Origin of the sequence: Streptococcus mitis, assembly GCF_023109515.1 — a bacterium.
Lineage (GTDB): Bacteria > Bacillota > Bacilli > Lactobacillales > Streptococcaceae > Streptococcus > Streptococcus mitis_CS.
In genome coordinates this window covers 301,638-314,181 of sequence record NZ_JALDUM010000002.1, presented here as the reverse complement: position 1 = coordinate 314,181, position 12,544 = coordinate 301,638, and the positions used below count along the sequence as shown (strand labels likewise).

The 12,544-nt window shown below is 39.8% G+C and carries 11 protein-coding genes; 8 read left to right on the top strand and 3 right to left on the bottom strand.

Annotation, left to right across the window (positions count from 1 at the left end; all coding sequences use genetic code 11):
- Nucleotides 1–48 precede the first annotated feature (48 nt).
- Genes M1G05_RS07185 through M1G05_RS07165 form a run of 5 tightly spaced genes read left to right on the top strand, consistent with a single transcriptional unit; the run spans nt 49 to nt 4,669 of the window.
- Entirely contained in the window at nt 49–318 is a 270-nt protein-coding gene (locus M1G05_RS07185) for an AvrD family protein (RefSeq protein WP_247953428.1), read from the top strand.
- A gap of 31 nt (nt 319–349) precedes the next feature.
- Nucleotides 350–943, top strand: coding sequence for an AvrD family protein (locus tag M1G05_RS07180; RefSeq protein ID WP_247953427.1), 594 nt, complete (start codon nt 350–352; stop codon nt 941–943).
- On the top strand, nt 943–1,719 hold the full coding sequence (locus M1G05_RS07175; protein WP_247953426.1) for an AAA family ATPase: 777 nt from the start codon (nt 943–945) through the stop codon (nt 1,717–1,719). The genes M1G05_RS07180 and M1G05_RS07175 overlap by 1 nt, the downstream gene beginning before the upstream one ends.
- Nucleotides 1,720–1,727: 8 nt before the next feature.
- Nucleotides 1,728–2,405, top strand: coding sequence for an ABC transporter ATP-binding protein (locus M1G05_RS07170; RefSeq protein WP_000614114.1), 678 nt, complete (start codon nt 1,728–1,730; stop codon nt 2,403–2,405).
- Complete coding sequence (locus M1G05_RS07165; protein WP_247953425.1) at nt 2,402–4,669, top strand: ABC transporter permease; 2,268 nt, start codon at nt 2,402–2,404, stop codon at nt 4,667–4,669. The genes M1G05_RS07170 and M1G05_RS07165 overlap by 4 nt, the downstream gene beginning before the upstream one ends.
- Nucleotides 4,670–5,011: 342 nt before the next feature.
- Here the strand turns inward: M1G05_RS07165 and M1G05_RS07160 are convergent, their stop codons facing one another.
- The 3 genes from M1G05_RS07160 to hslO are packed head-to-tail and all read right to left on the bottom strand — an operon-like array spanning nt 5,012 to nt 7,404.
- Complete coding sequence (locus M1G05_RS07160) at nt 5,012–5,563, bottom strand: cysteine hydrolase family protein (protein ID WP_247953424.1); 552 nt, start codon at nt 5,561–5,563, stop codon at nt 5,012–5,014.
- Between the two features lies 1 nt (nt 5,564).
- Complete coding sequence (gene dusB / locus M1G05_RS07155; RefSeq protein ID WP_049551175.1) at nt 5,565–6,545, bottom strand: tRNA dihydrouridine synthase DusB; 981 nt, start codon at nt 6,543–6,545, stop codon at nt 5,565–5,567.
- Nucleotides 6,532–7,404: an Hsp33 family molecular chaperone HslO gene (gene hslO / locus M1G05_RS07150; protein ID WP_000357854.1), complete on the bottom strand. Its 873-nt coding sequence runs from the start codon at nt 7,402–7,404 to the stop codon at nt 6,532–6,534. Before hslO ends, dusB begins: the two co-directional genes overlap by 14 nt.
- A 164-nt stretch (nt 7,405–7,568) precedes the next feature.
- Between hslO and M1G05_RS07145 the strand changes: the two genes are divergently transcribed.
- From M1G05_RS07145 to glpO, 3 genes are all read left to right on the top strand, one after another.
- Complete coding sequence (locus M1G05_RS07145) at nt 7,569–8,996, top strand: AcpB/EbpR/MafR family transcriptional regulator (RefSeq protein ID WP_247953423.1); 1,428 nt, start codon at nt 7,569–7,571, stop codon at nt 8,994–8,996.
- A gap of 159 nt (nt 8,997–9,155) precedes the next feature.
- Nucleotides 9,156–10,664: a glycerol kinase GlpK gene (glpK, locus tag M1G05_RS07140; RefSeq protein ID WP_020902633.1), complete on the top strand. Its 1,509-nt coding sequence runs from the start codon at nt 9,156–9,158 to the stop codon at nt 10,662–10,664.
- A gap of 41 nt (nt 10,665–10,705) precedes the next feature.
- On the top strand, nt 10,706–12,532 hold the full coding sequence (glpO, locus tag M1G05_RS07135) for a type 1 glycerol-3-phosphate oxidase (protein ID WP_247953422.1): 1,827 nt from the start codon (nt 10,706–10,708) through the stop codon (nt 12,530–12,532).
- The last annotated feature ends 12 nt before the right edge of the window (nt 12,533–12,544 follow it).

Below are 12,544 nucleotides of genomic sequence, written 5' to 3'. Positions count from 1 at the left end.
GTCTTTTTTTGTTTAAGATAGAGTCAGTTTAAAAGATTGGAGAAGTATATGCTAACAGTAGATTATTTACTTGGAGACAATAAAAATCGTTATTTTGGCAGAGGGCATAAGAAGACGACTTATGAAGTTAAGTTGAAAAATATTTTAGAAGGAGTTGGGTCTCTTCATCAAGAAGGTTTGTGGTCTAGTAAACAATCTGAAATCATACAGCAACACCTGAGTACATTAGATGGAATAGTATTAGCTCATTTATTTGGAAGTGAAATACTGAAAAGAATGGGAGTGAGATTAAATCAGTATAGGTTAAGCCATTTTTGAGATAAAGTCAGGGATAAAAGCTATAGAAGAATTGGTAAATTTAAAATTAGAATTACAAAATTTCAAAATGACGAACCAAGTGATTGAATTTGATTGCTTGGTAATGGATATGAAAGTTTGTTTAGGATATCAATTATTAGAATGTATGGAAAATGTAGCTGCTATAGGAGAACAAGGTAGAGATTTTTTATCAACGCATTTAAGAGATAGACAACATGATATATACGATGTTGAGTTTTCAGATAGTAGTATATCTTGTAAAGCAGAGCAAGTATTAATCAAAGATATTGAATATAGTGGTGTAGGTAGTCTAGAAAAGAATTATTATAGTTTGTTAGAGCTTCTGATTATTTTTTCTCAAATGGCAGAGATGTTAGCCTACCATATAGAAGAGATATCTCGAGAAGAGAGCAATACCATGTGGATGAAGCAAGTGAGTGCAGACTTGAATTCACCAATTTTGAACGGAGTAGTAGAGCTTAGTGGTAGTGTTTCAAAAAATAGATTGTTAAAAATTAGAGAAGAACATTGGAAAGTCTACGAAATGTCAGGATATGATATAGATCATAAGGTAGTCTTTAAAAGTAAAATAGCTCAAAAATTACCTGATGGAGGGGGACAGTGATGGGAAATAGAGAATTAAGGTTAGTCATATCGGGAACTTATTCTACAGGTAAGACAACAACTGCTACAGCTCTTTCGATTGCAACGGGACTTCCCTTAATCGACGCTTTGTCTGCGAGGGAACTTTTGACAGATTTATATCCTGGCAGAAGATTTCAGGATATGTCATCAACTGAATTAATGGCACTAGGGCTAAAGCGTTTTGAGGAGAGAATTCGTACAGAGGGAATTTTATACAAGGAACATGGAAGTTTTCTATCAGATGGTTCAGTATTGAATGAATGGATTTACGGTACTGTTCGAATGAGGGTAGGAATTAATCCAGGATCAGCATTCATTCATCGATTGATGAAATCTATTTTAGGTATTCCGGGTCGACGATTTTTCAAAAAATATTTGACTGCTTATGGGGTTGTCTCTAAGAATCATGCGAAACTGTGGTATACAGATGTTGTTCATTTACCAGTAGAGTTTGCAATGGATCCAGATGGGCATAGACCAGTATCTGAAGAGTATCGAAATTTATCAGATGAGGAATTATATGAAGCTTATAGGAATTTGGGTCTAACACCTTATTGTGTAAAAGGTAGTCAGAAAGAACGGTTAAATCAGATCATTCAACATTATAAGTTGCCAATAGTTGTTCCAGTAGATGAGGCTATTTCCTTAGCTGAAAAGGTTATACGAGAAAACAGGGAAGCAGTATCTAAACGTATCATAGAGCAGTATGAAGAGCCTACATTAAAGGAAAAAATAAAATTTATGACAAGATATTAGGAGTATATATGATTCAGTTTCAAAATATTAGTAAGATTTATAAGGTGGGGGAGCAAGAAGTTCGTGCTTTAGATCAAGTTAGTTTTTCTATTGAGAAAGGGAAATTTACAGTTATTTTAGGTCCATCAGGTTCAGGGAAAAGTACGTTACTAAATTTACTTGGTGGGATGGATCGTGCGACATCAGGAACCTTTATATTTGATGAGGAACTAGTAACAAAGTTTACGGACAAGGAATTATCTGCTTATCGAAAAGATAAAATTGGTTTTGTTTTTCAATTTTATAACTTAGTTCCAAGTTTAACAGCCAAGGAGAATATAGGTATTGCAGCAAATTTAGTGAAAAACAATAAAGAAATTGATATGTATTTAGATCAAGTTGGTTTACTTCATAGAAAAAATAATTTTCCTAATCAGCTTTCTGGAGGTGAAATGCAACGTGTATCAATTGCAAGGGCATTGGCTAAAGAGCCTAGTCTATTATTGTGTGATGAACCTACAGGAGCGTTAGATTCAAAGACAGGCGATAGTATTTTAACTTTATTGAAGGAAGTTTCTAGAAATGGGAATGCTGCAGTTGTAATGGTTACACACAATAGGGAGTTTGCTAAATTTGCAGATCGAGTTATATATTTGAAAGATGGAAGTATTGAAAAAATAGAGAATAATGAAGAGGTGTTGGGATGAGGTATCTTCATATAAAATTATTAAGAGATCTCCGGCAAAATTGGCAACAATTTTTCTCTGTTTTTCTGATGTCTCTATTAAGTGTATTAATCTTTGTAGGTCTACAAGGAGCTTGGCATGGACTTGAAAAGAGTCTACAGAGTTATTTGAAACAATCTGAACTTCCTGTTGTTTGGGTTCAAGCGAGACAAATTGATGAATCAAAAATTAAGCAGGTTGAACTATTATCTTCTGTTGAAAAAGTTATCAGTAAAAAGAAAGGATTTGCTAATATTGTTCGTTTAGACAAGACTGATGGACGAATCAATCTTGAAACGATTACAGATAATCAACTGGTTACAGTAACAGAAGGAAGTCCTTTTTCTGAAGGAAAACAAGATTCGATTTGGATTGATGGGAATTATGCTAAGAAGAATCAATTACAGATTGGAGATTCAATTTCTATTTCATCAAGGGGGAAACAGATAGATTTAGAAATTGTAGGATTTGTTCAGGCAACAGATAAGATTTATTTTACAGGTAGCATGGAATATATAGCTCCAAATCCTGACAATGATGCCTATGGTTATATTGCAGATAATGAAATTGCAAAAGGAATTCTGGGTTTATCGTCAGATAATGCCTTAGAAATTTATGGCTCTAAGATAGATTTGCGAGGAGATTTAGAGTCTATTTTTGGGGGCGATTTAATTTCTTATCAAGATCAAAAAAGTTTAACTGAAATATCAGAAGCTACCGATCGAGTTGGGCAAATTAGAAACTTATCTTACTTATTTTCTTTTATCTTTATTTTGTTAGCTATTTTGGCTATGTTTACAATCATTCAGCGTTTGATTGATGGCCAAACAAAAGAGATTGCTGTATTAAAGGCTTTAGGTTTTTCAAATCAGGCTATCAGTTTACATTATATTTTATTTGGCTTAGTAGTAAGTTTATTAGGAAGTTTTGCAGGCTTTGCTATTTCTCCCTTGATGTCATGGTTTGTACTAGAAACTCAAAAGTCAATGTTTACACTTCCAAATTGGCAAATCTCTTATTCATCTTCATCAATAGTCGTTGGTATTGTAGTCATTATTATTTGTGTTTTAGCTGCCTATTTAGCTTCTAGAGAGTCAGCTAGAGGCTTACCAGCAATATTTTTAAGAGGTAAAGAAAAAGTTGCTAAATCTGTCTTTGTAGAAAGATTTTCCTCTATCTGGCAACGAATTTCTTATCCTTCAAGATGGGCAATTCGGGATGCCTCGTTTAATCGTATTCGAGTTTTGATGGGAATCGTGGGAGTTGCAGGAAGTATGATGTTACTGATTGCTGGAATTGGTATGCCTGTGTCCATGAATCATCTTGTTGATAAGGCATATAATGAAGATTTTTCTTATTCAAAACGACTGACCGTAGCGGATTATACCACTTCTAAGTCCAGATATGGTGGGCAAGGCGTACAAATCTCACAAGCACATTTTAATCCAGATGATAGCTACAATCGTTTATTGATTATATTTGATGATGGAGATATGATCCAAGCAAAAACAGAGAGTGCTGATTCTTTGAAAGATGATGGTTTGTATGTAACTAGATCATTTGCCCATTTAGCAGGTATTAAAGTCGGAGATTTTTTAAATGTGACTCCCTATCAAGATGGTCATACTTACAAGTTTGAAGTAAAAGGGATTGTCACAAGTGAAACCAATCAAGGGGCTTATCTTCATGCTAGAGTCTTTGAAAAATCAGGGGGAGATTTTACTCCACATACTTTATTAGTTGGGCCGGAGGTGGACGAAGATACTATTAAGCAAGACAAAGGTGTTCTATCTGTCATTGAAAAAGGGAGCCAAGAAAAAAATGCCTATGATTTTGTATCTAGTTTGATGAGTGTATTTCTAATGATTATTGGCTTTGCCTTATTACTTGTTATTATTGTTCTCTATAATCTGGGCTCTTTAAACTTTGTAGAGAGAATGAGAGACTATGCTACATTACAAGTATTAGGATTTTCTAATCAATATCTACAGATGGTAACTCTTTTTGAGACTATACTAACTACCTTTATTGGGTGGATAATAGGAATTCCTTTAGGCATATGGTTTTTGAAAGAATATGTAGCAACATTTTCGACGATTCGAATTGAGTATACCGCTTATGTCAGTATGTATGTCCTTGCTTCTGCTACGTTATTGGTTTGGTTTACATCTTTAGGGACTGCTTATTTTATTAGTCTTCGTATGAGAAAGATTGACATGATTAGTGCTCTAAAGGGGGTAGACTAGTATGGTCAGTTATGAGTGAATCTATAGACATTTATGAATAATTGTTAATCATCAGTTCTAATACTCAATGAAAATCAAAGAGCAAACTAGGAAGCTAGCCGCAGGCTGCTCAAAGCACTGCTTTGAGGTTGTAGATAGAACTGACGAAGTCAGCTCAAAACACTGTTTTGAGGTTGTGGATAGAACTGACGAAGTCAGTAACCATACCTACGGTAAGGCGATGCTGACGTGGTTTGAAGAGATTTTCGAAGAGTATAAGGTCCAAATTTATCTATTTGTGTTTCGGTTCACTGCATTACTGCATTCAAAATCCGTCAGCTCAATAAGAGTTGACGGATTATTTTATACTTGTACTTGGGTTAAAAATTCTTCTGTAGTAAGAATTTGAGCAAACTCATCTTGTAGAGAAAGGAGATTAATCTCATGGATAGTCTCAGGAGAGATGGTCTGACCGTTTTTGTTAGATAGGGTAAAACTGGCAGTGGCATCTGCTAGTAAAGTGACTTCAAAACCAAGATTTGCTGCCATTCGTGTCGTAGTGGATATACAATGAGGCAGAGTCAAACCAACAACGACTAAATGACAAATCTGTTTTTTTCGTAAATATGTTTCAAGATTTGTTTCAATAAAGGCGCTATTAACCGTTTTTTGAAAGATAGGTTCTGAGGTGACTGGCTCAAATCCACTTTTAAACACCTGATTTTGTTTGTTATGAAATTGCGACTGGGGATTGTCAGATATGTGTTGAACATGTAAGACTGGAAGAACGTGTTTACGAAAGTATGCCAGTACCCTCAATGCTTGTTGTTCAGCTTGAGGGTTATTCCGTTCTCCCCAGATAGGGTTATCAAATGCTTTTTGCATATCGATAACAAGTAGAGCAGTATGAACCATTTTAAGCCTTGTCCAATTGCAAGAGTGCCTCAATCTCTGCTAGGGTGCTAGCTTGTGAAATAGCTCCACGAAGTTTGGCAGCGCCAGATGTTCCACGGAGGTAGTGAGGAGCGAGGCCACGGAATTCACGAACTGCGACATTTTCTCCTTTGAGGTTAATCAAGCGTTTCAAGTGTTCGTAGGCAATTTTCATCTTGTCTTCAAAGGTCAAATCAGGTAGAATTTCTCCTGTTTCAAAGTAGTGGTTGATTTGGTTGAAGAGGTAAGGATTTCCCATGGCAGCTCGGCCAATCATAACTGCATCAGCACCGACTTCTTCGATGCGTTGCTTGGCTTCTTGAACTGTACGGATGTCACCGTTGGCGATGAAGGGAATCTTGGTCAGAGCTTGAGCTACGTCGTGCAAGGTCTCAAGGTCTGCGTGACCTGTATACATTTGCTCACGGGTACGGCCATGCATGGCGAGGGCAGAAACGCCTGCAGCTTCAGCAGCGAGGGCATTTTCTACTGCAAGAGCTGGGTCGGACCAGCCGGTACGCATCTTGACGGTGAGGGGAATATCAAGGACAGACTGAACCTTGTTGATAATAGAGTAAATCTTGTCTGGATCCTTGAGCCACATAGCGCCAGCTTCGTTTTTCACGATTTTGTTAACTGGGCAGCCCATGTTGATATCGACTATATCGGTCTTGGTATTTTCTTGGATGAATTCTGCTGCGCGCGCTAGGCTGTCTTCATCACTACCAAAGAGTTGGATAGAAACAGGGTTTTCACCTTCATCGATATGAAGCATGTGCAGGGTTTTTTCATTGTTGTATTGGATTCCCTTGTCAGAGACCATTTCCATTACAACGAGTCCAGCTCCAAGCTCTTTTGCGATAGTACGAAAGGCTGAGTTGGTCACGCCAGCCATGGGTGCTAAAACGGTACGATTGGGAATCTCAACATTGCCAATCATAAAAGGTGTATTAAGATTTGTCACGAATGAGTTCCTCCAGGTCGTTTTCATCAAAGTTGTAAGTAGTTTGGCAGAATTGACAAGTGATTTCTGCTCCGTGGTCTTCCTCTTTCATTTCCTGCAAGTCTGAGCTTGGAAGGCTAGCAAGAGCGTTCATAAAGCGCTCATGGCTACAGTCACATTGGAAACGGATTTCTTCTTCAGAAAGACGCTTGTAGGCCTCGTCGCCGTAGATAGCCTTGAGGAGGGCTTCAATATGGTCTTCACTCTCTAGAAGCGTCGAGATAGCTGGCATTTCTTGGATGCGTTTTTCAAAGCGAGCAATCTCTTCTTCCTTGGCTCCTGGCAAGACTTGGACTAGGAAACCACCTGCAACCTTGACCTTGTCTTCCTCGTCCAAAAGGACATTGAGGCCGACTGCTGAAGGTGTTTGTTGGCTTTCAGTCAGGTAAAAGGCCAGGTCTTCACCAATTTCTCCAGAGATGAGAGGAGTCATAGAGTTGTAAGGATTTCCAGTACCGTAGTCTGTGATAACGAGGAATTGGCCATTGCCAACAAAAGGTCCGACTAGAACTTCACCAGTTGCAGTCTTTTTGATGTCAACACCAGGATTTTGAACATAGCCTTTGACATTCCCCTTGGTATCAGCGACCGTGATGATAGCACCTAGGGAGCTAGAACCCAGCACCTTCACTGTTAGTTTAGTGTTTCCTTTTTCATTGGCTGCGAGAATCTGGCTAGCGATAAGAGTTCGACCAAGTGCTACAGTTGAGCTAGCTTGGGTTTGGTGTTTTTCTTGAGCAGTGCGGACGGTTTCCGTGCTATCAAGGACAAAAGCACGAAAGGCTCCGCTTTCTGATATTGTTTTAATAATTTTATCCATAGCTACTATTTTAGCATAAAAATGCCCAAAGGGGGAGCCGTGTGTTTGCTGATTTTCAGGATAATGGACCAGGAAATCAGCATGAAAATAAAAAGAGAAACAGATTATTTCATCATTTTTAAGTTTTGTGTTATTCTAAAGGAAGAAAATGAAAGGGGTAACAAATGTATTTAGGAGATTTGATGGAAAAGGCCGAATCTGGCCAATTTTCAATCCTTTCCTTTCTATTACAAGAGTCTCAGACGACCGTCAAGGCTGTAATGGAGGAAACAGGATTTTCAAAAGCAACCCTAACCAAATATGTCACCCTTCTCAATGACAAGGCTTTGGATAGTGGCTTAGAGCTGAATATCTCCTTAGAGGATGAAAATCTGCGCCTGTCGATCGGTGCAGCTACCAAGGGGAGAGATATTCGGAGCTTGTTTTTGGAGAATGCTGTTAAATACCAAATTTTAGTCTATCTTCTCTACCACCAACAGTTTTTAGCCCATCAGCTGGCTCAAGAATTGATGATTAGTGAGGCAACACTTGGTCGCCACTTAGCTAGTTTAAATCATATTTTGTCAGAATTTGATTTATCCATCCAAAATGGACGTTGGCGAGGTCCAGAGCATCAGATTCGCTATTTCTATTTCTGTCTTTTTCGCAAGGTCTGGTCAAGTCAGGAGTGGGAAGGTCACATGCAGAAACCAGAGAGAAAACAGGAGATTGCCACTTTAGAAGAAATCTGCGGTGCAAGCTTGTCTTCGGGGCAGAAGTTAGACTTGGTTCTCTGGTCCCACATCAGTCAACAACGTCTACGGGTCAATGCCTGTCAGTTCCAAGTCATAGAAGAGAAAATGCGAGGGTATTTTGACAATATTTCCTATCTTCGTTTGCTGAGAAAGGCTCCGTCCTTTTTTGCTGGGCAACACCTTCCTCTCGGAATTGAGGATGGTGAGATGATGATTTTCTTCTCATTTCTCCTATCTCATCGTATTCTTCCTCTTCATACTATGGAGTATATTCTTGGATTTGGAGGGCAGTTGGCAGCTTTACTGACGCAATTGATTCAAGAAATGAAGAAGGAGGAGTTACTGGGTGATTATACAGAGGACCATGTTACCTATGAACTCAGTCAGCTTTGTGCTCAAGTCTATCTTTATAAGGGCTATATTTTACAGGATCGCTACAAGTACAAGTTAGAGAATCGTCATCCATATTTACTGATGGAACATGATTTTAGGGGGACGGCAGAGGAGATTTTTCATGCTCTACCTGCCTTTCAGCAGGGGACGGATTTGGATAAGAAAATTCTCTGGGAATGGCTTCAGTTGATGGAATATATGGCAGAAAATGGTGGTCAGCATATGCGGATTGGTCTGGATTTGACATCTGGTTTTCTTGTCTTTTCAAGGATGGCAGCCATTTTAAAACGGTATTTGGAATACAATCGTTTTATTACCATTGAAGCCTATGACCGAACTCGACATTATGATTTGCTGGTTACCAATAACCCGATTCATAAGAAGGAACAAACACCAGTCTATTATTTAAAAAATGACTTGGATATGGAAGATTTGGCGGCTATTCGTCAGTTATTATTCACTTAAAAGGCTTGGTCGTTCCAGGTCTTTTTTGTGAAATTCACACAATCTACTCACATTTTTTAAAAAATTAAAAAAAGTTGATGAATAAGAAAGCGCTTTATTTTGTATACTAGTTAGTGTAAAGAGGAAACATCCTCAAGATCTTTATCAGGAGGACAGCACATGTCACAAGAAAAATACATTATGGCCATTGACCAGGGAACTACAAGTTCTCGTGCCATTATTTTCAACAAAAAAGGAGAAAAAGTTAGCTCGAGTCAAAAAGAGTTTACCCAGATTTTCCCTCAGGCAGGTTGGGTAGAGCACAATGCCAATGAAATTTGGAACTCTGTTCAGTCAGTTATTGCGGGTGCTTTCATCGAAAGTGGTGTCAAGCCAAATCAAATCGAAGCAATCGGGATTACCAACCAGCGTGAAACAACTGTCGTCTGGGATAAGAAAACAGGGCTCCCTATCTACAATGCTATCGTTTGGCAGTCTCGCCAAACAGCCCCTTTGGCTGAGCAACTAAAAAACCAAGGTTATGTGGAAAAATTCCATGAAAAGACTGGTTTGATCATCGATGCTTACTTCTCTGCTACCAAGGTTCGTTGGATTTTGGATCATGTAGAAGGTGCTCAAGAGCGAGCAGAAAAAGGGGAATTGCTCTTTGGTACCATCGATACTTGGTTGGTTTGGAAATTGACTGACGGTGCGGCTCACGTGACGGACTACTCAAATGCAGCTCGTACCATGCTTTATAACATTAAAGAACTTAAATGGGATGATGAGATTTTGGAAATCCTCAACATTCCAAAGGCTATGTTGCCAGAAGTTCGTTCTAACTCTGAAATCTATGGTAAGACAGCTCCATTCCATTTCTACGGTGGAGAAGTGCCAATCTCAGGTATGGCTGGGGACCAACAAGCAGCCCTCTTTGGACAGTTGGCCTTTGAACCAGGTATGGTCAAGAATACTTATGGAACAGGTTCTTTCATCATCATGAATACTGGTGAAGAGATGCAGTTGTCTGAGAACAACCTATTAACAACCATTGGTTACGGAATCAATGGCAAGGTTTACTATGCCTTGGAAGGTTCAATCTTCATCGCAGGCAGCGCCATTCAGTGGCTTCGTGATGGACTTCGCATGGTTGAAAATTCACCAGAATCTGAAAAATATGCCCGTGATTCTCACAACAATGATGAAGTTTATGTCGTTCCAGCCTTTACAGGTCTAGGTGCTCCATACTGGAACCAAAATGCCCGCGGTTCTGTCTTTGGCTTAACTCGTGGAACAAGTAAAGAAGACTTTATCAAGGCAACTCTTCAATCTATCGCTTATCAAGTCCGTGATATCATCGATACGATGCAAGTGGATGCGCAGACAGCTATCCAAGTCTTGAAAGTAGACGGTGGTGCAGCTATGAACAATTTCCTCATGCAATTCCAAGCTGATATTTTGGGAATCGATATCGCACGCGCCAAAAACTTGGAAACAACAGCTCTAGGGGCAGCCTTCCTAGCAGGTTTGTCAGTGGGCTATTGGAAAGACTTGGATGAGTTGAAACTCTTGAACGAGACAGGAGAGCTCTTCGAGCCATCTATGAACGAATCTCGCAAGGAACAACTCTACAAGGGCTGGAAGAAGGCTGTAAAAGCAACTCAAGTCTTTGCGGAAGTAGACGACTAATACTGGAAGAATAAAGCGACTCAGTTAGAAAGTGTGTAAATATGGAATTTTCAAAGAAAACACGTGAATTATCAATTCAAAAAATGCAGGAACGTACCTTGGACCTCTTGATTATCGGTGGAGGTATCACTGGTGCTGGTGTAGCCTTGCAGGCGGCAGCTAGTGGTCTAGATACTGGTTTGATTGAAATGCAGGACTTCGCAGAAGGAACATCCAGCCGTTCAACAAAATTGGTTCATGGAGGACTACGTTACCTTAAGCAATTTGATGTAGAAGTGGTATCAGATACAGTTTCTGAACGTGCAGTGGTTCAACAAATCGCTCCACACATTCCGAAACCAGACCCAATGCTCTTGCCAGTTTACGATGAAGATGGAGCTACTTTTAGCCTCTTCCGTCTTAAAGTAGCTATGGATCTTTACGACCTCTTGGCAGGTGTCAACAACACACCAGCTGCTAACAAGGTTTTGAGCAAGGAAGAAGTCTTGGAACGCCAGCCAAACTTGAAGAAAGAAGGTTTGGTAGGAGGTGGAGTTTATCTTGACTTCCGTAACAACGATGCGCGTCTCGTGATCGAAAACATCAAACGTGCCAACCAGGACGGTGCCCTCATTGCTAACCACGTGAAGGCAGAAGGCTTCCTATTTGACGAAAGTGGCAAGATTACAGGTGTTGTAGCTCGTGATCTCTTGACAGACCAAGTCTTTGAAATCAAGGCCCGTCTGGTTATTAACACAACAGGTCCTTGGAGCGACAAGGTGCGCAATTTGTCTAATAAGGGAACACAATTCTCACAAATGCGTCCAACTAAGGGAGTTCACTTGGTAGTGGATTCAAGCAAGATCAAGGTTTCACAGCCAGTTTACTTTGATACAGGTTTGGGTGATGGCCGTATGGTCTTTGTTCTCCCACGTGAAAACAAGACTTACTTCGGTACAACGGATACAGACTACACAGGTGATTTGGAACATCCAAAAGTGACGCAGGAAGATGTAGATTACCTACTTGGCATTGTCAATAACCGCTTCCCAGAAGCCAACATTACTATTGATGATATCGAAAGCAGCTGGGCAGGTCTTCGTCCATTGATCGCAGGCAATAGCGCTTCTGACTACAATGGAGGAAATAACGGAACCATCAGTGATGAAAGCTTTAACAACTTGATTACGACTGTTGAATCTTATCTCTCTAAAGAAAAAACTCGTGAAGATGTAGAGGCTGCTGTTAGCAAGCTTGAAAACAGTACCTCTGAGAAACATTTGGACCCATCTGCAGTTTCTCGTGGTTCTAGCTTGGACCGAGATGATAATGGTCTCTTGACCCTTGCTGGTGGTAAAATCACAGACTACCGTAAGATGGCTGAAGGAGCTATGGAGCGCGTGGTTGACATCCTCAAAGCAGAATTTGACCGTAGCTTTAAACTCATCAATTCTAAGACTTACCCTGTTTCAGGTGGGGAATTGAACCCAGCAAATGTGGACTCAGAAATCGAAGCCTTTGCGCAACTTGGAGTGTCACGTGGTTTGGATAGCAAGGAAGCTCATTACCTAGCAAATCTTTATGGTTCAAATGCACCGAAAGTCTTTGCTCTTGCTCATAGTTTAGAACAAGCACCAGGACTCAGCTTGGCAGATACCTTGTCCCTTCACTATGCAATGCGCAATGAGTTGGCTCTGAGCCCAGTTGACTTCCTCCTTCGTCGTACCAACCACATGCTCTTTATGCGTGATAGTTTGGATAGCATCGTTGAGCCAGTTTTGGATGAAATGGGACGATTCTATGACTGGACTGAAGAAGAAAAAGCCGCTTACCGTGCGGATGTCGAAGCAGCTCTTGCTAACAACGATTTAGCAGAATTAAAAAATTAAGAAAAAATAAAA